Genomic DNA, 26,907 nt, shown 5'->3' on the forward strand with positions numbered 1-26,907 from the left:
TGTCCTACAGGACCAGGGTAACGCCGTTCCAAAGGCTTCGTGGCGGCAGGGAAAGAGCCATATGGCGATGGATATCCCCCGTCACCGGATGCGCCACGGGGCCGAGGTCGGCGTAACCCAGCCTGTGGTACAAGGCTTGGGCGCGTGTGTTGTGGGGCAGGACGGCCAGTTCCAGCCGTGGGCAGCATCCGGCGGCCCAGCGCTCCGCCGCCCGCATCAGGGCATGCCCAAGCCCCCGACCACGGACGTCCGGGTGAAGCTCGATGCCCAGAGCAAGGCCGCGCGATTCCGGCATAACGGGCCAGTCCGGTCCGAGCCGGCATTGTCCGATGACGCGCCCGCCCCGTTCCGCCACCAGCCAGCACCGTCCGGCCGTCCCCTGCGCGGACGCGGCGAGCCAGGACCGGATGCTTTCCAAGTTTGGGACGCCGGTGGCGACGGAGCCGCCATTCCAATGAACCATCCCGGCCAGGAAGGTCCACAAGCGTTCCGCATCGCCGTTTGCGGGATGCATGGCGCGCAGCGTGACAGGGCCGAGAGCAGGGATGGCGCGGCGGGGGGCACCGCGCAGACGCATGCCGGGAAAATCGGGCAGCCGCAAGTCCACGTCGTGCTCGTGATCCGCGAACGCAGCGGGGACCGCTAGGTCGAAACCGTAGCGCCCATCCCCTCTGCCGGCTGATTTCAGATCGTCGCGTGGAAGGTCGGCCACCGTGTCCAGCCGCAGCGCATGCCCCGAACCGGAGTCCAGCAGGATCGAGAGGCGCAGCCGCCGGTCGGGATCGGCGGGCATCCACGCCCATCCCCTCACCCGGGGGCCGACACTTTCGAGAAAGCCTTCGCACGCCGTCATGGCGCGGCGATCCAGCGTCCGGGACGCGGCTATTCGGTCAGCAGGTTCAGCAGGTAGCTGCCGTAGCCGCTCTTGGCGAGCGGTCGGGCGATGCGGGCGAGCTGTTCACCGTCGATGAAGCCCTTGCGCCAGGCGATCTCCTCCGGCGAGGCGATCTTCAGGCCCTGGCGGGCCTCGATGGTCTGGACGAACTCGGCGGCCTGAAGCAGGGACTGGTGCGTGCCGGTGTCGAACCAGGCATAGCCGCGGCCCAACTTCTCCACCGCCAGACGCCGCTGCTCGAGATAGACATTGTTCACGTCGGTGATCTCAAGCTCGCCGCGCGGCGACGGCTTGATCGTCGCGGCGATGTCCAGGACGCTGTTGTCGTAGAAATAGAGGCCGGTGACCGCGTAGTTGGACTTCGGCTGAACCGGCTTCTCCTCGATGGCGTTGGGGCGGCCCTCGGCGTCGAAGCTGACCACGCCGTAGCGTTCCGGGTCGCGCACATGGTAGCCGAAGACGGTCGCCCCGTGTGTCCGGCCGGCGGCGCGGACCAGGGCCGGCTCCAGGTCGTGACCGAAGAAGATGTTGTCGCCCAGGATCAGGCAGACCCCGTCCGTGCCGACAAAGTCCCGTCCGATGAGGAAGGCTTGGGCCAGCCCTTCGGGCTTCGGCTGCTCGGCGTAGGTGAGCGAAATGCCCCACTGGCTGCCGTCGCCCAGAAGGCGTTGGAACTGCTCCTGGTCCTGCGGCGTGGTGATGATCAGGATGTCGCGGATGCCGGCCAGCATCAGCGTCGACAGCGGATAATAGATCATCGGTTTGTCGAACACCGGCAGGAGCTGCTTGCTGGTCACCTGCGTCAGCGGATAGAGCCGCGTGCCGGACCCGCCGGCCAGAATGATGCCCTTCATGCCTTTGTTCCCACGCCCTGGGTTTCGTCGAGGATGTCGTCCAGCACCCGGTCGAGTCCGGTCATCCAGTCCGCTGGCGGAATGCCGTAGGCTTGGCCGAGACGCGTGGTGTCGAGGACGGAGTTGGCGGGCCGCCGGGCCGGTGTCGGGAAGTCGGCGGTCGTAATGGCGGTCACGGTCGGGCGGCGTCCGATGCGGGGGGCGGCGCGTTCGACGATGCGGTCGGCGAAGCCGTGCCAGGTGGTGGCCGGCGCCCCGCCGTAATGGAAGGTACCGGACGTCCAGCTTCCGCCGCCCAGCCGCGTCCGCGCGATGGCGGTGATGGCCGCGGCGATGGCCGCCGCCGGGGTCGGGCAACCGTGCTGGTCGGCGACGACTCGCAACTCGTCCCGCTCGCGGGCCAGCCGCAGCATGGTTTTGACAAAATTGTGCCCGTGAGCCCCGAACACCCAGGCGGTGCGCAGGATCACATGATCGGGCTGGGCGTCTCGCACGGCCTCCTCGCCGGCCAGCTTGCTGGCGGCGTAGACACCCTGCGGGGCGACGGGGTCGTCCTCGCTCCAGGGGGTGGACTTGCCGGTTCCGTCAAAGACGTAGTCGGTCGAGATATGGATCAGCGGGACCCCGGCGGCGGCGCAGGCGCGGGCCAGATTGGCCGGGCCGTCGCGGTTGACCGCGAAGGCCGCGTCCCGCTCGCTCTCGGCCCTGTCCACCGCGGTGTAGGCCGAGGCGTTGACGACCAGGGCCGGGCGATAGGCGGCGACGGCCGCAGCCACCGCCCGCGCGTCGGTGACGTCGCCGGACGCACGGTCCAGCCCCACCGGGGTCAGGTCCGGCGCCCAGGCGGCGCGCAGCAGCTCAAATCCGACCTGACCGTTGGAGCCGAAGACGAGAACGGCGCGGGGGTGAGACGTTGCTTCAGCCATGGGTCGATTCGGCGACGGGAGCCACGCCGAGACGCTGGCCACCGTAACCGGTGGACAGGCGCTCCCACCAGGCACGGTTGTCCAGATACCACGCGACGGTGCGGCGGATGCCGGTTTCGAAGGTTTCAGCGGGCGTCCAGCCCAGCTCGCTCTTCAGCTTGGAGGCATCGATGGCGTAGCGATGGTCGTGGCCGGGCCGGTCGGTGACGTGGGTGATCAGGTTTCGCCGCGGTCCGCCGGGCAGCGGTCCGGCCAGCTCGTCGACCAGATCGCAAATGGCGTGCACGACGTCGATGTTCTGGCGCTCGCTGTCGCCTCCGACGTTGTAGCTCTCGCCCAACCGGCCGGTCGTCAGGATGGTCCAGAGCGCCGAAGCGTGATCGTCCACATAGAGCCAGTCGCGCACGTTCAGCCCGCTGCCGTAGACCGGCAGGGGTTGCCCTTGCAGCGCCTTCAGCGTCATCAGGGGGATCAGCTTCTCCGGAAACTGCCAGCAACCGTAGTTGTTGGAGCAGTTGCTGGCCACGGTCGGCAGGCCGTAGGTCTCGTGCCAGGCCCGGACAAAATGGTCGGACGCCGCCTTGCTGGCCGAATAGGGAGAATTGGGGGCGTAGGGCGTGGTCTCGGTGAAGCGCCCATCGTCGCCCAGCGTGCCGAACACCTCGTCGGTGGAAACATGGTGGAAGCGGAAGGCCGCCTTCGCATCGCCTTCCAGCGCACGCCAATGATCGAGCGAGACCCGAAGCAGGGTGACGGTGCCGACCACGTTGGTCTGCACGAAGGCCATCGGACCGTCGATGGAGCGGTCGACGTGGGTTTCCGCCGCCAGATGGATGACCGCCGTGGGGCGGTGGTCGGCGAAGACGCGGCGCAGTTCCGCCTCGTCGCAGATGTCCACCTGTTCGAAGGCGTAGCGCGGGTTCCCGGCGAAGGGAGCCAGGCTTTCCAGATCCGCGGCGTAGGTGAGCTTGTCCACGTTGACGATCGAGGCCGTCGTGTTCGCCAGGACCCAACGGATGAAGGCCGAGCCGATGAAGCCCGCACCGCCCGTCACCAGTATGCGCATGCCATTTCCCCCTACCGCGCCTTTTCGAAAGGCGCCATCAAACCGTCAAAGAGCCCACTCTGAAGCCCCCACCCGGCCGGATCGTGCCGGCCTCAGGATGGCTGGAAATCAAACAGGTCGACCGTCTCGGCCAGCCGCGGAGCCACCGCGTCCTTGTCCGAAACCGACACGCCGGCCGTCGCCGGCCAACCGATGCCGAGTGCCGGATCGTTCCACAGGATGGACCGCTCGCACTCCCGCGAATAGAGCGCATCGACCTTGTAGGCAACGGTCGTGTTCGGCTCGAGCGTGCAGAAGCCATGCGCGAAGCCGGCGGGGATGAAAAGTTGCTCCAGCCCGTCGGCGGTCAGTTCCACCGCAGCGTGCCGCCCGAAGGTCGGCGATCCGCGGCGGATGTCCACCACCACGTCCAGGATGCGTCCGGCCAGAACCCGGATCAGCTTGGTCTGGGCGAAAGGAGGAAGCTGGTAATGCATGCCGCGCACCGTGCCGGGCGTGGCCGACAGCGACTGATTGTCCTGAACCCAGCGCCGTTCCAGGCCGTTCAGGGCAAAGGCCTGCTCGTTCCAGGTTTCGACAAAATATCCCCGCGCATCGCCGAACCGCTTCGGCACGACCAGTCGGACATCAGGCAGTGACGTTGACGTTACCTGCATAGGGAGGGATCCCATCGATCAGAAAGCTCCGCGCGTCGAGGCCGAAGGCTTCTCGGGCGGATTGCGGTGAATGGCAAGGCGACGTGCCAAGGCAGGCGGATGATCGGTTGCATCGAACGTTTCGTCAGGACGCCTGCATTCGGCAAAGAATAAATGGAATAGACCGTTCCTTAGCGCAAACACCTGTTGCATCGCAAGCAAAAGCCGGCTGGAACCCGTGCATAACTTAGGACATCATCCCCTGTGCCGGGGCGGCCTCCTGTACGAAGCCGTACTTCATCAGGTGGACGAGGCTGCGCAGCAGCAGCAGGCGGCGCTCCTCGGGGACGAGCGTCAGGATCTGGGCGACCGTGCGGCCTGGGGCGTCCAGGGATTCCAAAGCCATCAGCAGATCGGTGGCCGGTGATACGGTGCCGCCGCGCGCCGTCGAGTTCAGCGGATCGGCGTGCAGCGCTGCCAGGGCCTCGGCCATTCCCGCGCGGGTCAGACTGCCGGCCCGCGCCAGCCGGGTCGACGGGGTCAGGTGGCGCGTCGGGTAGGACGCGAACATGCGCAGGGGATCCGGGCGCAACGGGTTGCCGTCGCGGTCGGGGCGCCGCGGGGCGCGTTCCGCGGCGTGGTTGCGGATTTCCGCCAGCTGGCGCCAGACGTCGAGATACTGCGGGATGATCGCCCGCCAATCGAAGGCAGCAATGGCGCGGGCCCGGCCGGCCTCACCCATCCGCCGCCGCAGTGCGGGGTCCGCAGCCAGCCGCGTGTAGGCGTCCGCCGCCGCGGCCACGTCGACGGCGCTCACCTGCGAGACGCGGCCGATGTAGAAATCATAGGTGTCCAGCCCGGCGGCGTAGCGGTCGGCAAAATCGGGTCCGGTGCCCGGCGGCGGCAGGATGGTGGGAATCCGGAATCCGTCCACTCCGTCGCGCACCGTCTCGCGGTAGCCGTTCCAGTCGGTGACGACGCAGGGCAGCCCGGCCGCCATCGCCTCCACCGGGGAGATCCCAAAGGTCTCCTGCACGTTGTCCACCAGCGAGGTGAACAGGTCGGCGGCGGCCCAGACGCGGGTCCGCACTTCCGGCTTGCGACCGTCCAGGAAGATGGCGTTGACGCTGGGGCAATAACGTTTGGCACCCTGGATGAAGGCGGCGCCGATGGAGTCGTTGCCGAACCAGCCGGCCTGGATCAGGTGGATCCGCTTGCCGGTTCGCCGGACAGCTTCCTCCAGCGCCAGATACATGGCGATCGGGTGCGCCTTGGCGTGGAAGCTGAGGCGTCCCATGAACAGCACAGCGACATCATCCTCGCCGATGCCCAGCGCCGCGCGCTCCGCGTTGCGGTCCGCCGGGCCGAAGCGGAACGCGTCCGTGTCCACGCCGAGCGGGATCACCGGCAGATGAGGCATCGGGACCCCGGCGGCGCCCAGCCGGTCGCGCAGATACTCCGCGTAGGGCTCCAGAACCGCCTCCACCGAAGCGCGGGCCGCCCAGGATGTGCAGATCACCGCGTCCCACGGTTGCACCGGCGCGGTGGCCAGGGCGCCCAGGGTCTGGGGCGATTCCGAGGTCGTGTGGGTGATGCCGCACAGGCTGTAGCCCCGCTGGTCGCGGGAGCGGCGGCGCCAGGCGAACTGGTCGATGCCCGGTCCCGGCAGGAACAGGCAGCCGACACGGGCCAGCCGCGACGGTTCTCCGGTCGGGTAGAGCGCCACCTCCCGCCCCGGCGCGTGACGGGCGGCGAGATCGGCGAACAGGCGCGCCTGCTCCGCTCCGTCGGCGTGACAGGCGAAGCTGTTCAATCCGGAGTGCCGGAAGAAACCGACGAGGAAGGATTCCCCCGCCACATGGCGGCCCTTCAGGTCCGCCCGCGCGGTCTCGTAACCGTCGGGGTGGAAATAGATGGCGGCGTTGGACACGGGCGGTCGGGGTCCTTGGCGGTTGTGCCGGCGCTGCTCGGGCAAGGTCGGCGGGAGAGTAACCGCCCATCCTCGCCAGAGCAACGCGCCCGAATGTCCGTCCGCACCCCGTTCAGCCGTTCAGCCAGACCGCCAGATAATCGGTGCCGTTCACCGTGCCGGGCATCGCCGTCAGGGACCCCACGGACTTGCCGCTCAGTGTCAGGCTGGCGTCGATGTTGCCGTCGCCGTTGAGATCGATGTGGGCCGTGGCGCCGGTGAAGCCGCCGGCGCCGCCCATCTCCGCCCAACTGATGACCGACGTTCCCGGTTGCCAGCCCCAGACGGTCACGATCTCCCCCGCCTCCAGGTCGGTCACGGTGGACCAAACCGGCTCGCCCGAGCGGGCGTCGAGGAAGAAAGTGTCGTGGCCTTCGCCGCCGGTCAGGAAGTTGGACCCTGTTCCGCCGTCCAGAACATCGTTGCCGGCGCCGCCATCGATGGCGTCCGTGCCGCCCCGGCTGTTGATGAAGTCATTGCCGTTGCTGCCGACGATCGCCTCGCCGTCGTCGCTGCCGATGAGCTGCCATTCCAGGGTCTGGACGGGTCCGGAGTAGGTCGAGGCCTCCTGCAGGATCCGTTGCCCCGACGCGCTGTTGGCCACACCGAAGAAGGTGCTGGCCACCGTGCCGGGCGTCGCGTCCCGGCTCAACGCCAGGGTCATGTCCCCGAAGGACAGATGTTCGATGCTGCGCAGGGTGTTCGTGCCCTGCGGGCCTTCCACCATCACTTCACCCGCTCCGCTGTGGCGGATGGTGTAGGACGAGGGCGCCCCCTCGAACACCGCCGTGTCGAACCCGTCGCCGCCGTCCAGCAGGTTGTTGCCGGCCCCGCCGATCAGCGTGTCGTCGCCGGCCCCGCCGTACAGGGCGTTGTCCCGTTCGTTGCCGATCAGGATGTCGTTCCCCGAGCCGCCGATGGCGTTCTCGATCCAGCAGTCGTAGGCAATGCCCAGCGTCCGGGATTCCATGTAGAAGCCGGCTCGCCAAGCCGGTCCCAGGTCGCTGTAGGAACCGGGGCGCAGGTCGATCCGGGCGTCGCTGGTCTGGTTGGCCCAGCTTATGGTGTCGTTGCCGCCGCCGTCCCAGATGGTTTCGAAGATCGCCTGTCCAGGCGCCCAGGAATAGACGGTGTCCCCGGCGTTGGTCGACATGTTGGCGCCGTACAGATACTGGATGGCCGCGATGTCGTCGACCATGGGGGTGGTCGGAAAACGATCCTGCCAATAGCCCATCTCCGGAGGCGCCCCGGGGTAGGAACGGTAGCTCATCGTGCTGTAGAGCTGGCTATCGATTCCGGTGGGAGCGATCGGAAAAGCCCCGTATTCCTCATGCAGGTGCTTTAGGCCGAAGGCGTGTCCGATCTCGTGGACGATGGTCTGGTAGGTGTAGGAGCCGGCTGCCCAGGACAGGGTCGGATCGGCAAAGAGGGAGCCGAACCACACGTCGCCCGCTTCCGGCAGATCCACCACGGGCAGAACCGTGTAGGCGGTTGCCGGAGCGTTGCTCCCTCCGAAGCGGAGGTCGCCGCAGGACAGGGCGTTGTCGGCGACCTCGGTGCAGGTGATGTTCGCCACCGCCGTCCAGGTGCCGAGCGCTTGGCGGATCGCTGCCTGTGCCGTGCCGGACAGGGTCCAAAGGCTTCCCGGGTCCGGCGTCAGATAGCCGTCCCGATAGGCCGACAGGCCGGCAGTACCGAAAGAATAAGTCAGGGAAACCCCGGCCCCCGGATTGCTCCCTTCGCCCCACTTGTATCCGGAAAGCAATGAATCGATTTCAATGCGTCCGTTTCCCATGATTTCGGATACCGGGGATGTGTAATCCGGTGCGCTCATGGCCACCACCTTTTGAATAAAAGAGGGTTGTTTGTAAAAACAGCTCTTCAATTCAGAAACGGAGCGCGGTCATTCAACGAATTCGGAGGGGATATAAACTAAATAATTAGTGTAAATAAATAAATTAAGGCTTTAGCGCTTAAGTTATCGTGCTGGGTATTTGATTTTCCTGTGGGGCTTAACGCGGGTGACAACAATGTCTTGGCGGGTGATCTTTCTTGGGCTGACCCTATCCGTCCGGACGTTACTTGCGGGGGGCAGTGGGCTGAAGGGGAGTGGTCCGTCTGGACGCGCCGTGCCCATTCCTCTTGCGCGACCGGATGCTTTCGCGGCCTTTTGGACCTGATCGATCCTTGGGATCAGCCCTTTGGAAAGACCGGAGAGGGACGATGGAGCGGGTGGACTGCGTGGTGGTCGGGGCAGGGGTGATCGGGCTGGCGGTGGCCCGCCGGCTGGCCCGCGCCGGGCGGGAGGTGGTGATTCTGGAGGCGGCGGACACCATCGGCACCGGCACCAGCTCGCGCAACTCCGAGGTCATCCACGCGGGCATCTACTACCCCACGGGCAGCCTGCGGGCGCGTCTGTGCGTGGCCGGGCGGGACGCGCTCTACGCCTACTGCGCGGCGCATGGTGTGGAGCACAAGCGCATCGGCAAACTGATCGTCGCCACCGAGGAGGCTCAGTTGCCCCGCCTGGAGGCCATCCGCGCCCAGGCCGCCGCCAATGGGGTGGCGGATCTCGTCCCGCTCTCCGCGTCCGAGGCCGTGACGCTGGAGCCCGGCCTGCGCTGCGTGGGCGCCCTGCTGTCGCCGTCCACCGGCATCATCGACAGCCACGGTCTGATGCTGGCCCTGCGGGGCGATGCGGAGGAGGCGGGCGCGATGCTGGCCTTGCTCAGCCCCCTGGAGCGTGCCCATCGCGCCGCGGACGGTTTCGAACTGGAGGTCGGCGGGGCGGAGCCGATGCGCATCGCCTGCGGCACGCTGGTCAACGCCGCCGGGCTGGGCGCCTGGGGGGTGGCCCGCAATCTGGAGGATTTCCCGGCGGAGCGTGTGCCGCCGCGGGTGCTGGCCAAGGGCAATTACTACGCGCTGGGGCAGGGGCGCTCACCCTTCGCGCGGCTGGTCTATCCGGTGCCGGTGGATGGCGGGCTGGGTGTCCACCTGACGCTGGATCTGGCCGGGCAGGCCCGTTTCGGCCCGGACGTGGAGTGGCTGGACCCCGCAGGCTACGACCGGCTCGACTACCGGCCTGACTACCGGGTGGACCCGAAACGGGCCGACGGCTTCTACGGTGAGGTTCGGCGTTATTGGCCGGGCCTGCCCGACGGCGCCCTGGTGCCGGCCTATTCCGGCGTCCGTCCGAAGCTGAGCGACCGCGGCCAGCCGCAGGCCGATTTCCTGATCCAGGGACCGGAGACGCATGGAATGCCGGGTCTGGTCAATCTGTTCGGCATGGAATCCCCGGGCTTGACCTCCTGCCTCGCCATCGCCAACGAAGTGGCGGAACGGTTGGGAGGTTTGTCGTGATCGAGGGTTGGCATGGCCGCAAACGGTGTTCTCATAACTTCGAGCGTAAAGCCTGACCCATCAGGCTTTACGCTCGCCCTCAAACGGCGGGTACGGCTGTCCGGCCGCTTGCCTTTGCAGGTATGGGCCGTCGCGGCCCCTACCGTCGAGCGTAAGTGAGGAATTACGCTCGACGGCATCCAGTCCACGGTGGGTTCCGCCTGCCGGGCATAGCCCAAGGCTGTGGTTCGTCGGGCTTGGTAAACGCGTGGCCGCTGGCGATTCCGAGGCTTGAGCCGTTTTTGCTGCGGGGCAGGGGGCAAGCAAATGAAATTCTGCCCCCCCAAAGGTTGCATTGCCGGTCCGACACTTTGGTATGGACGTCTTCCGGTTGGCCGTGTAACAGGAACCGAGATGCGCGGTGCGGGTTGCAGAAACGTTGGGAGCACCGACGCGTTCCGGTCTGCGACGCTCCTGTTGCGACCCCATCCAAGAATGCGTGCTTGATGAAAATCCCATTTAACCTTCCTTCCATCGCCGGCAAAGAGATCGAGCATATTAAGAATGCTATTGAGCGCGGGCAGTTGGCTGGTGATGGGCACTACTCTCGACAATGCCACGCATGGCTGAAAGAATTCACAGGTGTTCACGCATCCCTTCTGACGCATTCCTGCACGGCAGCGTTAGAAATGGCCTCCATCCTGCTCGACATTGGGCCTGGGGATGAGGTCATCATGCCGTCCTTTACTTTCGTCTCGACCGCCAGTGCGGTGGCATTGCGAGGTGGGGTGCCGGTGTTCGTGGATATCAGGCCGGATACCCTGAATCTTGACGAGACCCTCATCGCCGATGCAATCACGCCACGCACGCGGGCAATCAGCGTGGTCCACTATGCCGGTGTTGTCGCCGAAATGGACGCTATAGGCGCCATTGCCCGCCAACACGACCTCGCTGTGATCGAGGACGCGGCACATGCTTTCGGTTCCAAGTACCATGGACGGGCGGCGGGTTCGATCGGCGATATGGCTGCCTTCAGCTTTCATGAAACGAAAAACATCATTGCGGGTGAAGGGGGGGCCCTGCTTCTGCGCGACGCCACCTACAATGAGCGTGCAGAAATCATCCGTGATAAGGGAACGAACCGACAGAAATTTTTCCGTGGCCAAGTCGATAAGTACACCTGGGTCGATATCGGCTCCTCTTACCTTCCAGGCGAGTTGATCGCCGCGTTTTTGTTTGGGCAGCTTGAGCAGGTACACCGTATACAGAACGAGCGCATGGGATACTGGACGCGGTACGACAAGGCACTCCATGGTTATCGATCGCAGGGCATTGGCTTACCGAATATTCCAAGCCACTGCACTCATAATGCACACCTCTATTACGCTCTGATGCCAGATTGTGAGACCCGGCAGGAGATGATCCGTCGGTTGCAATTGGAGGAGATTTTTGCCCCGTTCCATTACGTCCCGCTGCATACGGCGCCGGCTGGCCGACGTTTCGGCCGTGCGGCAAGCGATCTGGCGGTGACGGATGCCATTGCGCAGCGGCTTCTAAGGTTGCCTCTTTATCCAGGAATGGGGAACGATGCTGTCGATCGGGTGATCGAGCGCTTCGGCAGGCATCTTGAAGACATTCTGTGAGTTCTCTCAAGGAAATGGCAGGGATAATTCGAAATTGAATCGGGTATTTCTATTCCAATAAATTCTTCTTGTTAATTTCTGGATAGAATCCTGTGCCATTTTAATCTGGAGTTGAGTCAATGGCCGATAATTTATCAGGAAAAAGGAGATTGTACTCCATATCCATTTATTTTGTAGTGCCTGCTATTGTTTTTGTTTGTTTGCTTTCCTGGCGTCCGTTATTTCTTGGTTTCTACCACGATGACTGGTATAATATATTAAGACCTTTGCATTACTCGGAATACGATGAATTCATAAATCAAATTACCCGGCCTCTGTATTGGGCGGGAACGGCTTTTCTCAGGCGTACGATTTTCGACAACCCTGTGGCGTGGCACACTGTTCTCGCCGGACTGGTGACGTTGAATGCGGTCGCGATCGGCGCCGTCGGCCATCGCCTTGTCGCGCTCATCTCGGATGATCGGGACATGGCACGCTGGAGCATGGCCTTGTGCGCCAGCGTGTGGCTTGCACTCCCTTGGGCGTTGGGCCTGACCGTTTGGCCAACGCCGACCGTTGGGCAACTGGCAATCACCTGTTTCTGCGGTGTTGCGCTTGTCCTTTTATCGGAGGCTCCCCTTCGAAACCGGCTTTATGCAGGAGGCGGGCTGTTTTTACTTGGGCAATTGATCAATGAACTGTTCTGGTTCGCCTTCATTCCTCTGTTGATAATCAACGCCGCTGCGGATCGTACTCGTTACGGTGCGGTGCGATGGCGCCATATTGGGCTATTGACCGGTGGCTTTCTGGCGCTCCAGGCCATCCCTTTGTTTGCCAACCGGGTTTTGCACGCCTTCGGCATTGGCATCAATCGATCATTCAACCCGAATTGGTTCGACACGATTTTTCTCAGCCTGCGTCTTTTGCCGCAGGAGGTGAACCGTGCCGTAGTCTACCCTCAAGCCTTTTGGGCGGTGTTCGCTGTTCTGTTCGCTGCCATCGCTTACGGTCTCGCAACACACCGCAACCGGTTGCTGATTTTTGCATGTCTCACTGCTGTCATAGCGGGCGGGGTGGGCTCGGCGATTATGTTCGCATTGGCTGGCTATCGGTTGGAGTCGGTCGGTGTTTTTTCCCGGACCATGAGCACAGCCAGTGTGTGGTTCAGCCTGCTGCCGGCGCTTGTCCTTGGCGCCTTCGGAGCGGTGGGTCGGTTGGGGCGCCACGCCGCCATCTTGGCCCTCTGCGCACTGATCGCCATCCTCGGCGTTTCGGCGCAGTACCGTTTAGCTGAGTGGGTAACGTCCTGGGAGCGGCAGAAAGCCCTTCTTGCGTCCTTCCCTGGTGAAAAAATTGCCGACACTGCGTCGCCGAACGCCTTTATCGTCGTCTATCTTCCAAAGCAAGAAACGGCGGTTGAAGGGTTCGAGGCCTTTTGGGACATGACCGGTGCGCTGATGAACACCTTCCCAAGGCTTCAAGAGCGGCTTGCGCCCGAACAGGTCCGTTATTTTGCCACCGCTGTGCGGGCCGACCGCCATCATGTGAAATGGGATGGCGCCGGTATGACGACATCCTGGTGTGCTCCCGCGCAGGGGGAACTTTGGCGTCTTCCCGCCGAAGGAGAACTGTATGTTTGGGAAGCTGAAACGGGGAGACTTCACCGCTACGACCAGGGGGTCGACTTTGGGTGCGACGCCCCTCCGCCAAAAAGCGGGTCATGACGAAACGGGAAACCCGCTGTGCAGCCGGTCATCGCCGCTCTTCCTGGATCGCCAACCCGAACCCTTCGCGGCCATAGCCGTTGCCGTTGTAGAGCATGTAGCGGTGGCCGGCGTGATCGAAAACGCATGGATAGGTTCGTTCCCGGCTCTCCCATGGTTCAGGAGCACCCTGGAAGCGGATCGCTGCATCGTCCCGTTTCCAGGTCGCGCCGTCGGTCGAGCGGGCAAAGCCCAGCGCATAGTCCGGCCGCCGCCGCGCGTACCACATGGACAGGGTTCCATCCGGTTCACGGATCACCGAAGGGCGGGAAACGGCGAACTCGTCCGGGTCATCGGCCCCCGCGATGTCAATGACCGTTCGATCCCCAGGCGTCCATGTCGTCAGGTCAACGGATCGCGCCTCCTTGATCACGTGGGTCATCTGTAGCCCTGCGTCGCCCCAAGCCAAATGCGAACCGAACCACATGCGCCAGCCGATCCCGTCGCGGATCACCCACGGATATCCAAGGGTGAAGGGGTTCTCCCGGCTGCGCCCGACTATGGGAACGGGCGAAACCCGGATAAGCGCCCCATCGTCCTCGCCGACGGCAAGACCAATGAAGTTCGTGAACGGCACTCGCTGTAGCACGGTCCAACCGAGATAAAAGACGTATGTTCGGCCGTCATGACGAAGGACGCAACCGACCGTCACACCGTCGGCATCGAAAGCCCCTCGCGGTCCTGGTGAGAGAAGAGGGCCTCGGGGCGCTCCCAGCACCTCGAAGCGGTCGCCTTCAAGACCGAGGTCAAGTGCGGCGATGGACGAGCGTTGCTGCGCGTCACGGGTGGAAAAGAAGACGCGGACCCGTTCGCCATCGAGCGGCAAGACCGTCGGATAGCTGGCGTGACTCATCCCCCAGGGGGCAATTCCTGGTGCAGCCTGTACTTGGCCAAGCGGGCGCCAAACATTCCCGATACCGAGCAGCAGAGCCACGTCCTGCCCTCCTTCTGTCAGATGGATTTCAGGCGTGTACTTTTCACGCGCCGCTCTTCCGTATGATCAATGGGCATATGGACGCTTTCCGCGGCGGTGTCTTTTGTAATCAGCCCTCCTGCTCCCACGAGGGTGAACGCTCCCAGCGAGACATGGTCCCGAATTGTCGTGTTGACGCCCAGGAAGCTGTTTTCGCCGATCGTTACTCCACCGGACACCACCACATGGGACGTGATGAAGCAGTTCGATCCGATCACACTGTGGTGTCCGATGTGGTTGCCGCTCCACAAGGTCACGTTGTCGCCAATGGTCACAAAGGGCTGGATGGTGTTGTCTTCCAAGATGAAAGCGTTTTCCCCGATGCGCTTCGTATAGACGGTCGCCCGCGGACTGATGTAACTCGCCAGCTCATAGCCGGCCTCTTTCAGGGCGGTGCATTTGGCGGCGCGGAGCCGGTTCATCGACTGATAGGAAAGCGCGACAAAAGCGTCGTGCGAAGCGGCTGGAAAGCGGGCTGAGATCTCATCAAGGGCAACCAGCGGACGGCCGAACCGAGTGTGCGCATCAAGATAGCCGACATCGACAACAAAGGCGGCGACTACCCGACCGGCCTCGCGCGTGAAGTAGAAGTCTGCCAATTCGGCAATGTCGCCGGCCCCGAAGATCACGATGGGCTTCATGGCCGTTCCTCCGGGGTGTGCCGAACCAGCAGGGTGAACTCGTAAAGCCCGTAATCGTGCCGCAGGGCGACGTGCCGCCCGAAACGTCGGATGCACCAGTCCAGAAGCTCCGCCGGCGAGGCATAGTAGAGGCGCGGGTCCATGCGGTCGCGGTCGGAATGGGCGGTCAGGACGTTGAAGGCGATGCCACGCCGTGCCTGTGCCGCCATCGCCGCGACCGTCTCCTGAACGAATCCCAGCCATTCCTGGTCGGGAATGTCAAAGCGGACGTTGAAGATGCCGCTGGCAACGACGTAGTCGGCCGGTGGAGGAGCATCGCTTTCCTCAAACACCACATCAGCCAGTCCGCCATGGGTCTCGCGTGCCGCCCGCACCATGTCGGGGGCGATGTCCACCCCATGGTAAGGATTGGGTCGGCCGTTGCGGCGCAAAAAGGCGGCAAGCGCTCCATATCCGCAGCCCAGTTCGGCGATGCTGCCGCGGTTGTCGGTTCCGACAAGGTCCAACAGCCGGGCGAAGCGAAGTTCCTGCGAACACTCGTCACGCCAATCCGCGCCGCGGGCGGTCGGCCCATGGGTCGCCAAGCGGTCACTGTAATAGGCTGCAACTCGGTCGAGGAATGGCCGGCGGCTCATGGGCTTGCGTCTTCCAGGGCATTGGCAGGGGATACGGTGCTCGGTGGCGCCGTCGAACGGTGGATCGCCGTTATGATGGTCCGCGGACGCCGCTTGACCTCAAGAAAGATCGTCCCGATGTAGATGGCAATCACACCGTTGATGAACATTGACAGGCCGCTGAACAGCAGAAGCCCGATCATCACCGAGGTCCATCCCGGAACCCCAATTCCGGTGATGAAATACCGCAGGACCAAGAAGGCGATCAAGAGAACCGATCCGGCGCTGATTGCGAGCCCCGTTAGAAACACCCCGATCAGCGGCGCGATGGAAAACGCGGTGACCGCCATCAGGAACAACCGGAGCAGCTTGCGGAGCGTGTATTTCGTCGGTGCGAGCGCTTCCTTTCTGACCGGTAGCGGAACCTGTCGGAAGCCGGTCACGTGCATGACTCCAACCAGAAAGATTTCCCGCTCATCGAACGTCAGAAGCGCGTCGATGTACCGCCGTGACATCAATCGGGCCGTTGTCACATCGCGCGGAAAATCAAGGTCGCTGAGGAAGCCGAGCAGGCTGTAGAACGCGTTGCGGCACATCTGATAAAGCGGGTTGCCCTTGGGCCGAACCTGAACGCCGTAGACGACATCCGCCCGCTCCCTGACCATGGCTTGATGAAAGTCCACCGCCCACAGCGGGTCCTCCTCCAGGTCGCCGTCCATCATCATGACGAGATCGCCGGTTGCGATGCCCAGCCCGGTCCATAATGCCTTATGCTGGCCAAAGTTGCGGGACAAGTCCACGACGACGACGCTGGGGTCCCGTTCGGCAAGCGCCACGGCGACGGCCGCCCCATTGTCGGGAGAGCCGTCGTTGACGAAGACCACTTCATGGTCGAAACCGAGCCGTCGGGCCGCCTCCGCCGCCCGTTCCGCGAAAGGCTCGATGTCATCCGCGGTGCGATAGATCGTCGTGACGAAGGATATCTTCACGGACCGTGAACCTTGGCAAAGGACTGGCAATAGGCCGGCGCATCGGGCCCGACCGCGAACAGCACGTCGATTACGGAAACGGCATGGTCGAAAGCCGGCCCCCGCTGGGGATAAGGCGGATAGGGACCATAGCTCATCCAATCGACGGAGATTCCTGCCGCCGTGAACGGCGCCTCGTCAAGATAATCGCGTGCCGACGGGCCGGACAGATAGCGGGTGGCGCCCGCCTTGCGGCAGATGTCCAGCAGCCGGTCTCCACGCTTCCCTTCGGGTTCGAAGTTCCGGTCCCGCACCACGCGGGTGGTGATGCCAAGCCGTTTCAACAATCCGACAAGGAACAGTTCGTTCACCTCGGTCAGCGTGGACAGGCGGTCGGCCTGCTCGTACAGCGTCCGCAACGCCGGAGCTTCATCGGCGAAGAAGGGCGCGCGCCGGTAGGCAAGTTCGATCGCGCGCCAATGCTTTTCCGCCCAAGGCTCAGCAAAGCGGACCTCCTCAATTGACTGTTCGAAACGCGCCTTCGTCGCCACCGGAATGGTAAGCCAGATCGGGCCGTCAGTCGTCATGATCCGATTGCGGTTGTGCCAGTGCCGCTTGACATATTGCGCGCCATCCAGAATGACGTGGACGTCGGTTCGGCCGATCAGATCGAAGAAGCCCTTCCAGGGAATGTAACAGGACTGGATGATCGAGACGTTCATGAAGGGTCCGGTCGGCTGATGCGTCGTGGGGCTGGCGGTCCGCCGAGAGCTGGTGGTATGCCTATGACGGGGCGGGGTGGCCGCTTGGTTGGGTTGTGCATTCCATGTTGAAATATTTGTTCCTTGCCGGAACTCTGCTCTTCACGGTTTATGGCCAGTTGATCATTAAGGCCCGCGCGGGCGTTCTGGCAAGCGATGTGAGCGAAGGCGCCGGTTCTTATCTCCTGCGCATGTTGCTCGATCCGCTGGTGATAACGGGTTTCGCAGGGGCTGGGATGGCCGCGCTGTGCTGGCTGCTCGCCGTGCGGTCCCTGCCGATCGTGTATGCCTATCCGTTCATGGCCTTGAGCTTCGTCCTGGTGCCTTGTGGTGCCGCCCTGTTCTTGGGCGAGGTCATCAGTTGGCCCCAGATGGTCGGTCTCGCTCTTATCGTTGCGGGCGTGGCTCTCACCGCGGTGTTTCAGTAATGCCGTCCTTGGCGACGGGGCTTCGGTTGTGCCCAACCTGCGGTGCTGGCGATACGGTCGAGGTCGATAAGGCGCTCTGGCCCACCGGCTGGTGCTGCCCGGCGTGCGGCAGCGATGTATCCAGGGTTGACGGTATTCCAATGTTCGCCCGGGATCTGGCAGACACCGTGTCCGGCATTGATCCGTCCGCTTTCGCTGCGCTCAAGGAGGTGGAGCAAAGGCATTTCTGGTTCCGCACCCGAAACCGTCTTCTCACCGGCCTGATCAACCGGCATTTTCCGCAGGCGCGCTCCTATCTGGAGGTTGGCTGCGGTAATGGTGCCGTGTTGGCGGAGGTGGCCCGGCTGCGCCGCTGGACCCGTCTGGTTGGCAGTGAGCTGCATCCTTCCGGGTTGATCAACGCTCGCGAGCGCCTGGAACCGGGAGCGGAATTCATGCAGATGGACGCGCGGCGCATTCCTCTGCGTAGCGCCTTTGAACTGGTGGGCGCATTCGATGTGATCGAGCACATCGAAGAAGATGAGGCCGTGCTGACCGAACTGGGGGCGGCGTTGGTGCCCGGTGGCGGTTTGCTTCTAACCGTGCCTCAGCATCCCTTTTTGTGGAGCGAAACGGATGCGGCGGCGCATCATGTACGGCGGTATCGCCGTGGCGAACTCGACGCCAAAGTCCGCAAGGCCGGTTTTGAGATCCTTCAGTCTACGTCCTTCTTGTCTTTGCTATTGCCATTGCTGATGACCTCGCGTCTGGCGTCTGGCCGCCGCTCGTCGCAACGCGCTGCCCACACGGCCGAATTCGCCATAGCTCCCGCATTGAATCGTATCCTTGGTGCCGTCACGGACCTGGAGGTTGGATTGACGCTCCGCGGTGCTTGTTGGCCGGTTGGCGGCAGTCGTGTCGTGATAGCCCGGAAAACGGCCTGAAGTGGACTGAACCGTGCCGGGTTTCCCGGCAACTGCATGCAGGTTGCTGCTGGCTGTCGGTAATCGGTGCCCGTTGCGGCCATGGCGCTGAGGGTTACGGCGTTCACTGAGTCGAGGAGGAGCCGCTCCTGGGTAGGGGGCCTTCGTCAGACGAAGGCGTTCTCGACCAACTCGCACAGCATGTGGCCGGCGGCGATGTGCATTTCCTGGATGCGCGGGGTGTCGGTGGACGGGACGCACAGGCAGACGTCGCACAGCTCCTTCATCCGCCCGCCGGCGGCGCCGGTCAGGCCGACGGTGCGCATGCCGAGCGCGCGTGCGGCTTCCAGGGCGGCCACCACGTTGCGGCTGTTCCCGCTGGTCGAGATGCCGACCAGCACGTCGCCGGCCCGCCCCAGGCCGCGAACCTGCCGGGCGAACACCTCGTCGTAGGAATAGTCGTTGGCGATGGCCGTCAGGGCGGAGGTGTCCACCGTCAGGGACACTGCCGCCAGTGGCGCGCGGTCCCGCAGATAGCGGCCCGTCAGCTCTGCCGCGAGATGCTGGGAATCGGCGGCGGATCCGCCGTTGCCGCAGAACAGCACCTTGCCGCCACCCTTCAGCCCGTCGATCATCAGCCCGGCGGCGGCGTCGATCTGCTCGGCCTGCTGGGCGAAGGCCGCAAAGTTCCGGGACGTCTCAAGCAGGGCTTCGCGGACGCGGTCGGCGGCGGAATGGCTCATCTTCAAGTCCTGGGGTTTGGAAAACGGACGAACCATACGACGGGGCGCCGATGGGCGCCACAGCCCTTTCCGGCGCCCCGCCTTCCATCACAGGATGCCGAGCCGCTGCCACACTGGCAGCTTCTGCGGCAGGAAATCGGCCAGCTTCGCGGCGACCAGCGGGCGCATGACGTCCGGGTCGGAGATGGGTGAACCATCCTCGGCGAAGATCGTGCGCCCAAGCGTGCGCAGCGCGTCCATCACGAAGCCGCTGAGGGGCTGGATATCCACCGGCTGCCCGGCCAGAAGACCAGCCAGGACGAGACGCTCCAGAGAGTCGGCCCCGATGCCCAGCCCGATCGTGGGCGCCGCCAGGAAGAACAGGTTTTCGTCGACCAGCATGCGCCGACCGATCGCGCGGTTCAACCGTCCGGCCGCCTGATGGCCTTCCTCCGCAGGTTCCACCAGGGGATGGACTTGGTTGGCGGAAATCAGGAGCGCCACAAAGCGGGAGATCGTGCCGAAATCGTGCCGCGCCATGGTCGGCAGCGCCGCGATCTCGCCGAGGCTCGGCGTGCCCGTGGCAAGCGCGTCGAGGATTGGCAGGCCGAGCCCCGGATCGTGGCGCAGTTCGCCCAGCGGAACCGGAACCGCCAGCCCGGCGCTCTCGCGCGGGACCGTCAGGGTGAAACGAAGCCGCTGGAGTTCCGCGGTGGCTTCCGCGGCGGGCAGCCGGTCCAGGCCGCGGACGAAGATGTCGCGGCGGAACACCTGATTCATGGCGAAGTCGCGCACCGTCTCCGCCAGCGTCGGGTCGGCGATCTCCGCCAGGATGGCCCGCAGTTCCGGACGGACCGACAACTCGTCGAAATTGTGCGGGATGTTGGCGGAGCAGGCGTAGCCCAGCTTCGCTCGTGCCATGTCCTGCGCCACCTGGGCATGGCCCAGAGGCTCCCAATGGGTGTTCAGATACTCGTGCGTCAGATAGTGGCGATCCTGCTTCGCGATCGTTTCGAGATGCTGCCCGGGGGTGGCGTTGGCGGCGAAATAGCCGGCCCCGCCCTCGCTCAACCGGCCGATGAAGCCGAGCGCCGCGTCGAGCTGCCGGTCGCTGCGGGCCGGGTTGGCCGCCGCGTGCGCCAACATCAGTTTCTGCAGGGGAAGCAGCGGCGCCCAACCGGGCATGGCGTTGTAGCTGACGAAGACCAGCCCGCCGGGCTTCAGCGCCTTCTCCAGAATGTCCACCACCGCCCGGCGGTTCTCCGGGCTGACCCAACTGTAGACGCCGTGCAGGACGATGACGTCGAAACCCTCGCCGGCCTCGTCCGCCGGCAGCGCTCCGGCGGCCACCTCCTGGAAGCTCCGCTCCAGAAAGGTGACGTTGGACAGCCCCGCCTCTTCGGCCAGCCGGCGCGCCCCGGCGACGTGCAGCGGGTTGAAGTCGATGCCGGTGAAACGCCCGTGGGGGTGGGTCGCCGCCAGGATGTTCAGGGTCATCCCCTGGCCGCAGCCCAGCTCGCAATAGCGGAAGGCCCGGTCGGTGCGCGGCGGCCGGATGCCGTTCAGCAGGCAGACGTAGGACAGGTAACCGGGCGTCAGCTCGCGATAGGCACCATGGGTGTAGGCGATGTCGGCGTTGTAGCCGTCGCTCCACGCGCTCATGTCGGGGTCCTTTCCGCGGGGTTCCGTCCGGCGATCAGATCGTCGATCAGAGCGAGATGACGGGGCAGGGTGACGGTGCGGAGATCGTAATTCTCGACCACCGTCCGCCGCGCCCGGTCGCGCAGGGTCTGCATACGGTCGGGATGCTCGAACACCTCGTCGACCCGGTCGGCCAAGGCCGCCCCGTCGAAGAAGTCCACCAGCAGGCCGTTCTGCCGGTCGCGCAGCACCTCCTCAACCGGGATGGTGGCGGAGCCGATCAGCAGACAGCCCGACGCCATGGCCTCCAGGAAGGACCAGGACAGAACGAAGGGATAGGTCAGGTAGACGTGGGCAGACGAGACGCGGAGCACCGACAAATAGGTGCCGTAGGGGATCTTGCCCAGGAAATGCACGCGGCTCCGGTCGATACCCGACCCGATCTCGGCCATCAGGATGTCACGGTAGCTCCTCCCGTCACCGGACACCTGTCCATAGCTGACCTCGTCGCCGCCGACGATCAGCACATGGGCCTTGGGCCGCCGCTTCAGGATCTCCGGCAGGGCGCGCATGAAGACGTGGAAACCCCGGTAAGGCTCCAGGTTGCGGGCGACATAGGTGATGACCTCGTCCCTGCGGGTCAGCGTCAGGCCCGACGGCAGGCGCAGCCACGCGTCGGGCTCCGGGTGGACGATGGTGGTGTCCACGCCCTCGTGGATCACGCTGATGCGCGAACGCATGTAGTCGGGATAGAGCGACCACTGCCAGCCGGTCGGGGTCTGGCCCCAGTCGGCGGCGTCGAAGCCCAGCGTGTTGATGACGTTCTTGGTGCGCACCCGTGGGCCGTCGTTCTCGGTGACCGGCACCGTTGGATCGAAGCCGATGTCGGCCCCGTGCAGGTGATAGAAGAACTCGAAATAGGCGAGCAGAGGAACGTCCGGCCAGACGTCCTTCATATACAGCGTCTCGCCCCAGCCGTTGTGCCCGATCATGATGTCGGGGCGGAAGCCTTCGGCCTTCAGGCGGCGGCAGACCTCATGGACGCTCTGTCCATAGACGACCGCCAGTTCCAGTTCCTGGATGTAATGGTGCGTCGTCGGCTTCGCCGTCCGGAAGGGCTGGTAGACCGCGCGCTCCACGCCGGGAATCTGGGCTGGGCTGTCGTGCGAGATGAAAACCACCCGGTTGCCCGGCTGGGCTGCCAGATGCTGCACGATGTGCTGGTATTGGCCCGAAAAGTTCTGGTGGACGAAGAGATAGTTCATCGCGTGCCGCCGATTCCGCAAAGAAGGCCCGCCATCCGCTGCGGGCCAGGATGAGCATGGTGCCCGAGCCTCAGCCGGCGGACGGCGGGACGAGGCCAAGCTCCTTCAGCGCGTCCGCCGGCGCGGGTGGACGGAAAGCCTTGACCTGCAATTCGTACGCCTCGGCCCGCCGCCAGATCGCCACCGGTTCGAAACCCGCCTCCTGCAACAGGCGCCCGAGCAGGTTCGGGGTGAAGCCGGTGCGGTGGGCCATGAAGCGGTTTCCCATGGCCAGGGCCGGACCATAGCCGTACACGACGTCCAACGGCCGGATCGGGCCGTTCCTGGAGTCATAGAGCGGCTCGTCCAGCCGATCCTCAGCCACCAGCTTCGCCACCGCCTGCAGGTCGGGCACGCTCAAGAAGAGCGTGCCACCCGGCGTCAGGACGCGCAGGAACTCCCGCAGCGCCACCGGCACGTCGTGCGGGTCGAGATGCTCCAGATTGTGCGACGACCAGACGGCATCCACCGACCCGTCGGGCACCGGAACCATGTCCGTTATCGAAGCGATGATGTCCGGGTCGACCTTCGGGTCGATGTCGAGACGCAGCTCCCGCCACCCATCCGTCGGCAGGGAGCTGCCGAGGATGGAAATGGCGCGCTGACCGCATCCGACATTGAGCACGGTCTTGAGCATCGGCCTGTGGGCGTTCCGGATCAATAGGAACGCGGCTGGGTGCCGCCGGCCTTCTCGACGAAGCGCAGCAGGAAGCCTTCCAGAGCGTCGCTGATCGCGTCGGAGCGGCAGGGGCTGCCGTTCTGTCCGGCGGGCGAGCGGTAGCCGCTGACGAAGGCCCCCTCATAGACGCAATCGAAACGCTCGGCCGTGGCGCCGCGCAGGCGGATCGAGAAGCCGACCAGGGGCGTGCCCAGGCCGCGGCTGCCGCACATGCCGCCACCGCTGATCCAGGGGGTTTCCCAGCCGTTCGCGGTCAGGCCCTTGTACTCGATGTCCTCGGAGGCGATGCCCTCGACCGGGGTGATCGAGAAGGCCTCGATCCACAGACGCTGTCCGACCGCGCCGGCCCAGTTGGAATCGGCGAAACGCAGATCGCCCTGGCGCTGGATGTGGGCCAGGATTTCGGTGCGCGGACGGACAGCCGATGAAGCCGCCGGCGCTTGGAACTGCGCGCCCTTGACCGGAGCGGACGCTGCCACCGGAGCGGCGGCCTGCTGAGCCGTGGGAGAATCCGCCGGGGCATCGTCGATGCGGGCGAACTGGAGCGAGAGCAGCGCGTTCTGCCGTTCGGTGTGCTTGTAGGAGGACAGGATCAGGTTCGCGGGCCCACCCGACACCTTGATGATGATGGTGTCGCCCGGCTTGCTAAGCCAATTTCCGGACACGCTGCCAATCATCTCGACGGTGGTGCCGGAATGATTGTTGGGGGACGCAGCGAGCTGAACGCTGGGAAGAGGAAACTCGCCGGCCGCCGCCATGCCGCCGCCGCTCGTGACGATCAGCGAATAGAAACCGGGTGCCAGCGACAGGGTCTGGGCCGTCGCCTTGATCTGAGAGGGTTGTTGGGCTTCTGTGGACGCAACTTTACCGATCATCGACGACCCCCCGCGGGACTGGGAAATTGAACAGAAGGCGTTCGGACCATCCGAATCCGCCCCCGGAATGCTTGGCCTGTAATCTGACCGAAAGGAAGAGGACTGCCCGATTGCTACGCCATGCGGCGTATGAGCGTCAAGAATGCCCAGGAGGGCGTCGTTGATTGTCGCAGCCTCCAGCAACGGTGGCAGCAGATGGCCGCCACCCTTCTCACGGATGCGCTCGGACATCGCTCCCAGGTCGAAGGCCACCACCTCCAGTTCGGCCTTCCAGGCGGTGGACAGGGCGTAGCACCAGGTCTCCGGCGAGATGGACGGCAGAAAGGCGATGTCGGCCTCCTGCGCCCGCACCAAAGCCACCGCCTCCGCCTCCGTGAAGCGGCCGGTGACGAAGCCCTGCCCCGTCTCGAACAGGGGCGGGTCCGCCTCGCTGAAGCCGACCACCACGAATTCCAATGGCAGGCTGCGCGCCGCGGCGTCGCGGGCGCAGGCCAAGAGAACCTCGTAGCCTTTCTGGATGCCGACGGCACCGATCGTGCACACACGCCACCGGCGGCCGTCCCGGCGGCGGGGCGGCTGGGGTGGCGGCGGGGCGATATCTTCCCAGGGCCTGACCTCGATGGGGCGCGGGGCGATGTGACGCAGCAGCCGCGCCGCCACATCGCGGGTCGGCGCCGTCACCCGACGCGCGCCGGCGGCCAGAGTGCGCGTGCGCCGGCGCAGAGCACCCACCGTCAGTTCCGGGTCGGCACGGTCGTCCGGATCGGCGGTGCAGCGTTCGCAGGCGGCCAACTCCGGCTCCCCGCAATAGCGCCCGTCCTTGTCCACCAGGCTGAGGCGCGGGCAGATCAGGCCGTAATCGTGGATGGTGAGATCATAAGGAACGCCGAGCCGCCCGGCCAGGTCCAGCACCGCGGGGTCATGGCCCAGCAGATGATGGATCTCCACCGCCGCCGTGCCGGCCAGCCGCAGGGCCTCGACCAGTTCGTCAAGCTCTCCGCGGGTGCGGAACACCAGATCGCGCAGGTCGGGCCGGTCCATGGCCTCGATCCGGCAGCGGCGCTCGGACGGGATGGAAGGACGGCGCCGGGCATTCTCCTCATCGTCCTCGTCATCGTCCTTGTCCTCGTTTCCCTCCGCGGCTCCGGCGGTTTCGGGAATGAGCCGCAGGACGCGCCAGCCCTCCGCGCGCAGAGCGTCGGTGCGCTCCTCGATGAAGCGGGCGACCCCGCCACGCCCGGCGAGCGTGACCAGCAGGACGGCGGGTCCCTGTGCGGTTCCGCCCCCCTCCGCCCAGCGGGCGAGGTCGAGGCGCCGGCGCGCGGCCATCAGCGGGTCGGCGGCGATAAAGTCCTGGACCAGCGCGTCGTATCCGGGATGCAGCCGTTCCAACAGGTGGCTGTTGCGCGCGGCGAGGATCGCCTTCTGCCGTCCGAAGGAGCGTCCGCCCACATGCGCCACGAAAACGTCGGCGGCCCCGAGATGGCGCCAACCCAACCGGTGCGCGCGCAGACAGAAATCGTTCTCCTCACCATAGCCGCGCCCGAACAGCCACTCTTCGAAGGGGCCGGTCTCCCTGAGGCAATCGCGCCGGATGTAGGCGCAGAAGCCGACCGCCGTCGGCAGGTCGACCCGCAACCCGGCGTTCACCGTGCGGGCCAGCCGGTCGAGCGCCGCCGTTTCCGTCAGGGACGGCGGGGATGGCCGGTCCGCCCCCGAGGGGTAGTTGAGAATCGTTGCGTCGTTGGACAGGGGGGTGACCGTGCCGACGTCCGCCGCCGACCAAGCCGCGGCGCGCAACCGTTCCAGCCACGGCCCGGCGACCAGCGTGTCGGCGTTCAGCAGCACGGCGTCACGGTCGGGATGCAGGGCCAGCCCCCGGTTGACCGTGGCTGGAAAGCCGAGATTGTGCTGATTGCGGAGCAGCGTGATGCGCCCCGCCTCGGCGAGCGCCTTCAGTTCGCGGACAAGGTCCGCATCCGGGCTGGCGTCGTCGATGACGACGATCTCGCACGGCGTGGCGTCCCCCGCCGCGAAGACCGACCGCAGACAGGCCATCGTCTCCTCCCGCCCGCGGTGGACCGGGATCACGATGTCCACCATGGGCGATGCCCCAGTGGTTGGCCAAGCGGCTGGAGGGCGCCCCGTCTCTGCCGGACGGGATGGCCGCGGACCGACCGGCGTGGACCGCCGTCCGATCCGGCGGGGGCCGGGCCAGGGAAGGGGGCTGCCAGCCAGGGGAGCATGTCCTGGTCCGGCGGTGACGTGGAGACGGCCGGGCGAGAGGCCGGCGACGACCGGATCGATGAGGAAGCCGTAATGGCCGTCCTCGACCCCTTGGGCTCTCACCCCCTGTGCCGGACGGTCCGCGGTCACGGTCACGGTGCGTCCGGCCTCGTCCGTCACTTGGACGGTGACGGACTGCGGCGGATCGCCGGGGCACCAAGCCCAGCCGGAAAGCACCGCTTCGGCGGCCCCGCCGGGTCCGTCATCAAGCAGGACGCTTCCTTCGACCGCTGCATGGCGTCTGGGATGCAGGGGCGTGCCGAGCAGGGGCTCTCCGTCCAGGGTGATGGAGAGTGGCTGCCCTTCCAACTCCGGGCCGACGGGAAGAACGAAACGGATCGGCCCACCGTCGCCCTGCTGGCCATAGTGCCGCAGGAACGGCGCCCGGCCCATGACGAGCAGGGCGGCATCCTGGGAGGATCCGATTCGGATTATGCCGTTCCGGTTCGGTGACGACGAATCCGGCGCAAGGGCACCGACGATCCTCAGGCCTATGTCGGCAGTCGCCCAACCGACGGCCTGCCCGGTCAGTACGGCGTGGTCGGCAAGGTCTCCCAACAGGGGGGCGACGCTCACCGGGAAACGGTTCAGTTGTTGGACGATCAAGGGAAGCAGGCGGTCCGCCGCTCCCAGACGGGCCAAGGCCTGTCCCAACGCGATAGCCGCGGTTGGAACGGCGGCCTTTTCGACCGCATCGCTCAGCAACGGCGGCACCTCGGCCGGGCGGTCCGCCGCGATCAGCAGGGCGGCGAAGAAAGCCTTGAGCGCGATGTCGTTCGGAGCGAAGCGGGCGCCGCGTTCGGCCCAGCGCAGCGCGGTGCCCAGATCCCCCCGTGCGAGGGCGCAGCGGGCAAGGCCGGCGGCACCATAGACGTGGGTGGCGTTGTGGCGCAGCAGAATGCCCGCCACCGTCTCGGCCTCGGCGATGTGCCCATCGGCAATCAGCCCTTCCAGGCGCTGCACGTCCAGGCGCCGGGCCTGGGTTTTCGAGCTGCCGGCCGAACCCATGAAGAACGATCCCCTGCCTCGATTTGGGGTGTC

Annotated in this window: 22 protein-coding genes; 5 read left to right on the forward strand and 17 right to left on the reverse strand. The window is 65.3% G+C overall.

Annotated elements, in window-relative coordinates:
* Positions 1-4: 4 nt before the first annotated feature.
* The 7 genes from H1Q64_RS33150 to H1Q64_RS33180 all read right to left on the reverse strand — a co-directional run bounded on the left by H1Q64_RS33150 (position 5) and on the right by H1Q64_RS33180 (position 8,110).
* Entirely contained in the window at positions 5-793 is a 789-nt protein-coding gene (locus H1Q64_RS33150) for a GNAT family N-acetyltransferase (protein ID WP_237908214.1), read from the reverse strand.
* An 89-nt stretch (positions 794-882) separates the two neighbouring features.
* A complete protein-coding gene (rfbA, locus tag H1Q64_RS33155; RefSeq protein ID WP_237908215.1) occupies positions 883-1,749 on the reverse strand; it encodes a glucose-1-phosphate thymidylyltransferase RfbA in 867 nt (288 codons plus the stop codon).
* Entirely contained in the window at positions 1,746-2,675 is a 930-nt protein-coding gene (rfbD, locus tag H1Q64_RS33160) for a dTDP-4-dehydrorhamnose reductase (RefSeq protein ID WP_237908216.1), read from the reverse strand. Before rfbD ends, rfbA begins: the two co-directional genes overlap by 4 nt.
* Positions 2,668-3,741: a dTDP-glucose 4,6-dehydratase gene (gene rfbB / locus H1Q64_RS33165; protein ID WP_237908217.1), complete on the reverse strand. Its 1,074-nt coding sequence runs from the start codon at positions 3,739-3,741 to the stop codon at positions 2,668-2,670. Before rfbB ends, rfbD begins: the two co-directional genes overlap by 8 nt.
* A gap of 92 nt (positions 3,742-3,833) precedes the next feature.
* Positions 3,834-4,397 (reverse strand): dTDP-4-dehydrorhamnose 3,5-epimerase, encoded by a 564-nt coding sequence (gene rfbC, locus H1Q64_RS33170; protein WP_237908218.1) that lies wholly within the window; start codon positions 4,395-4,397, stop codon positions 3,834-3,836.
* A 226-nt stretch (positions 4,398-4,623) separates the two neighbouring features.
* Positions 4,624-6,306 carry a glycosyltransferase family 4 protein gene (locus H1Q64_RS33175; protein WP_237908219.1) on the reverse strand — a complete coding sequence of 561 codons (1,683 nt, stop codon included), beginning with the start codon at positions 6,304-6,306 and terminating at the stop codon, positions 4,624-4,626.
* A gap of 112 nt (positions 6,307-6,418) precedes the next feature.
* Positions 6,419-8,110 (reverse strand): M10 family metallopeptidase, encoded by a 1,692-nt coding sequence (locus tag H1Q64_RS33180; RefSeq protein ID WP_237908220.1) that lies wholly within the window; start codon positions 8,108-8,110, stop codon positions 6,419-6,421.
* A gap of 458 nt (positions 8,111-8,568) precedes the next feature.
* On the opposite strand from H1Q64_RS33180, the gene H1Q64_RS33185 reads away from it, so the two are divergent.
* The 3 genes from H1Q64_RS33185 (at position 8,569) to H1Q64_RS33195 (ending at position 13,033) form a co-directional block, all read left to right on the forward strand.
* Positions 8,569-9,708 carry an NAD(P)/FAD-dependent oxidoreductase gene (locus H1Q64_RS33185; protein WP_237908221.1) on the forward strand — a complete coding sequence of 380 codons (1,140 nt, stop codon included), beginning with the start codon at positions 8,569-8,571 and terminating at the stop codon, positions 9,706-9,708.
* A gap of 485 nt (positions 9,709-10,193) precedes the next feature.
* Positions 10,194-11,330, forward strand: coding sequence for a dTDP-4-amino-4,6-dideoxygalactose transaminase (gene rffA, locus H1Q64_RS33190; RefSeq protein WP_237908222.1), 1,137 nt, complete (start codon positions 10,194-10,196; stop codon positions 11,328-11,330).
* Between the two features lie 119 nt (positions 11,331-11,449).
* A complete protein-coding gene (locus H1Q64_RS33195) occupies positions 11,450-13,033 on the forward strand; it encodes a hypothetical protein (protein ID WP_237908223.1) in 1,584 nt (527 codons plus the stop codon).
* Between the two features lie 28 nt (positions 13,034-13,061).
* On the opposite strand, the gene H1Q64_RS33200 is transcribed toward H1Q64_RS33195, so the two are convergent.
* Genes H1Q64_RS33200 through H1Q64_RS33220 form a run of 5 tightly spaced genes read right to left on the reverse strand, consistent with a single transcriptional unit; the run spans position 13,062 to position 16,990 of the window.
* Entirely contained in the window at positions 13,062-14,006 is a 945-nt protein-coding gene (locus H1Q64_RS33200; protein WP_237908224.1) for a hypothetical protein, read from the reverse strand.
* 17 nt (positions 14,007-14,023) lie between these two features.
* On the reverse strand, positions 14,024-14,686 hold the full coding sequence (locus H1Q64_RS33205) for an acetyltransferase (protein ID WP_237908225.1): 663 nt from the start codon (positions 14,684-14,686) through the stop codon (positions 14,024-14,026).
* Positions 14,683-15,321 carry a class I SAM-dependent methyltransferase gene (locus H1Q64_RS33210; protein WP_237908226.1) on the reverse strand — a complete coding sequence of 213 codons (639 nt, stop codon included), beginning with the start codon at positions 15,319-15,321 and terminating at the stop codon, positions 14,683-14,685. Before H1Q64_RS33210 ends, H1Q64_RS33205 begins: the two co-directional genes overlap by 4 nt.
* Positions 15,318-16,289: a glycosyltransferase family 2 protein gene (locus H1Q64_RS33215; RefSeq protein ID WP_237908227.1), complete on the reverse strand. Its 972-nt coding sequence runs from the start codon at positions 16,287-16,289 to the stop codon at positions 15,318-15,320. Before H1Q64_RS33215 ends, H1Q64_RS33210 begins: the two co-directional genes overlap by 4 nt.
* Entirely contained in the window at positions 16,286-16,990 is a 705-nt protein-coding gene (locus H1Q64_RS33220) for a WbqC family protein (RefSeq protein ID WP_237908228.1), read from the reverse strand. The genes H1Q64_RS33215 and H1Q64_RS33220 overlap by 4 nt, the downstream gene beginning before the upstream one ends.
* Positions 16,991-17,094: 104 nt before the next feature.
* Here H1Q64_RS33220 and H1Q64_RS33225 point away from each other — a divergent pair, with 104 nt between their 5' ends.
* Both H1Q64_RS33225 and H1Q64_RS33230 read left to right on the forward strand, forming a co-directional pair.
* On the forward strand, positions 17,095-17,457 hold the full coding sequence (locus H1Q64_RS33225) for an EamA family transporter (RefSeq protein ID WP_237908229.1): 363 nt from the start codon (positions 17,095-17,097) through the stop codon (positions 17,455-17,457).
* 140 nt (positions 17,458-17,597) lie between these two features.
* Complete coding sequence (locus H1Q64_RS33230) at positions 17,598-18,380, forward strand: class I SAM-dependent methyltransferase (RefSeq protein WP_237908230.1); 783 nt, start codon at positions 17,598-17,600, stop codon at positions 18,378-18,380.
* A 146-nt stretch (positions 18,381-18,526) separates the two neighbouring features.
* On the opposite strand, the gene gmhA is transcribed toward H1Q64_RS33230, so the two are convergent.
* The 5 genes from gmhA to H1Q64_RS33255 form a co-directional block, all read right to left on the reverse strand.
* Positions 18,527-19,102 carry a D-sedoheptulose 7-phosphate isomerase gene (gmhA, locus tag H1Q64_RS33235; RefSeq protein WP_237908231.1) on the reverse strand — a complete coding sequence of 192 codons (576 nt, stop codon included), beginning with the start codon at positions 19,100-19,102 and terminating at the stop codon, positions 18,527-18,529.
* Positions 19,103-19,189: 87 nt separating this feature from the next.
* Complete coding sequence (locus H1Q64_RS33240; protein WP_237908232.1) at positions 19,190-20,743, reverse strand: class I SAM-dependent methyltransferase; 1,554 nt, start codon at positions 20,741-20,743, stop codon at positions 19,190-19,192.
* Positions 20,740-21,987 carry a glycosyltransferase family 4 protein gene (locus tag H1Q64_RS33245; protein WP_237908233.1) on the reverse strand — a complete coding sequence of 416 codons (1,248 nt, stop codon included), beginning with the start codon at positions 21,985-21,987 and terminating at the stop codon, positions 20,740-20,742. Before H1Q64_RS33245 ends, H1Q64_RS33240 begins: the two co-directional genes overlap by 4 nt.
* Before the next feature lie 70 nt (positions 21,988-22,057).
* Positions 22,058-22,663, reverse strand: a complete 606-nt coding sequence (locus tag H1Q64_RS33250) for a class I SAM-dependent methyltransferase (protein ID WP_237908234.1) — start codon at positions 22,661-22,663, stop codon at positions 22,058-22,060.
* A gap of 20 nt (positions 22,664-22,683) precedes the next feature.
* Positions 22,684-26,874, reverse strand: a complete 4,191-nt coding sequence (locus H1Q64_RS33255) for a glycosyltransferase (RefSeq protein WP_237908235.1) — start codon at positions 26,872-26,874, stop codon at positions 22,684-22,686.
* Positions 26,875-26,907: the final 33 nt, after the last annotated feature.

The sequence above is a fragment of the Azospirillum brasilense genome (assembly GCF_022023855.1).
Classification (GTDB): domain Bacteria; phylum Pseudomonadota; class Alphaproteobacteria; order Azospirillales; family Azospirillaceae; genus Azospirillum; species Azospirillum brasilense_F.

What these genes read in the sequence shown, in the direction of transcription:
- H1Q64_RS33150 (WP_237908214.1), bottom strand. Translation starts at nt 793, where the DNA reads ATGCCCGCCGATCCCGACCGGCGGCTGCGCCTCTCGATCCTGCTGGAC.
- gmhA (WP_237908231.1), bottom strand. Translation starts at nt 19,102, where the DNA reads ATGAGCCATTCCGCCGCCGACCGCGTCCGCGAAGCCCTGCTTGAGACG.
- rfbC (WP_237908218.1), bottom strand. Translation starts at nt 4,397, where the DNA reads ATGCAGGTAACGTCAACGTCACTGCCTGATGTCCGACTGGTCGTGCCG.
- H1Q64_RS33240 (WP_237908232.1), bottom strand. Translation starts at nt 20,743, where the DNA reads ATGAGCGCGTGGAGCGACGGCTACAACGCCGACATCGCCTACACCCAT.
- H1Q64_RS33245 (WP_237908233.1), bottom strand. Translation starts at nt 21,987, where the DNA reads ATGAACTATCTCTTCGTCCACCAGAACTTTTCGGGCCAATACCAGCAC.
- rfbD (WP_237908216.1), bottom strand. Translation starts at nt 2,675, where the DNA reads ATGGCTGAAGCAACGTCTCACCCCCGCGCCGTTCTCGTCTTCGGCTCC.
- H1Q64_RS33255 (WP_237908235.1), bottom strand. Translation starts at nt 26,874, where the DNA reads ATGGGTTCGGCCGGCAGCTCGAAAACCCAGGCCCGGCGCCTGGACGTG.
- H1Q64_RS33220 (WP_237908228.1), bottom strand. Translation starts at nt 16,990, where the DNA reads ATGAACGTCTCGATCATCCAGTCCTGTTACATTCCCTGGAAGGGCTTC.
- H1Q64_RS33230 (WP_237908230.1), top strand. Translation starts at nt 17,598, where the DNA reads ATGTTCGCCCGGGATCTGGCAGACACCGTGTCCGGCATTGATCCGTCC.
- H1Q64_RS33205 (WP_237908225.1), bottom strand. Translation starts at nt 14,686, where the DNA reads ATGAAGCCCATCGTGATCTTCGGGGCCGGCGACATTGCCGAATTGGCA.
- rfbA (WP_237908215.1), bottom strand. Translation starts at nt 1,749, where the DNA reads ATGAAGGGCATCATTCTGGCCGGCGGGTCCGGCACGCGGCTCTATCCG.
- rffA (WP_237908222.1), top strand. Translation starts at nt 10,194, where the DNA reads ATGAAAATCCCATTTAACCTTCCTTCCATCGCCGGCAAAGAGATCGAG.
- H1Q64_RS33210 (WP_237908226.1), bottom strand. Translation starts at nt 15,321, where the DNA reads ATGAGCCGCCGGCCATTCCTCGACCGAGTTGCAGCCTATTACAGTGAC.
- H1Q64_RS33250 (WP_237908234.1), bottom strand. Translation starts at nt 22,663, where the DNA reads ATGCTCAAGACCGTGCTCAATGTCGGATGCGGTCAGCGCGCCATTTCC.
- H1Q64_RS33225 (WP_237908229.1), top strand. Translation starts at nt 17,095, where the DNA reads ATGTTGAAATATTTGTTCCTTGCCGGAACTCTGCTCTTCACGGTTTAT.
- H1Q64_RS33185 (WP_237908221.1), top strand. Translation starts at nt 8,569, where the DNA reads ATGGAGCGGGTGGACTGCGTGGTGGTCGGGGCAGGGGTGATCGGGCTG.
- rfbB (WP_237908217.1), bottom strand. Translation starts at nt 3,741, where the DNA reads ATGCGCATACTGGTGACGGGCGGTGCGGGCTTCATCGGCTCGGCCTTC.
- H1Q64_RS33195 (WP_237908223.1), top strand. Translation starts at nt 11,450, where the DNA reads ATGGCCGATAATTTATCAGGAAAAAGGAGATTGTACTCCATATCCATT.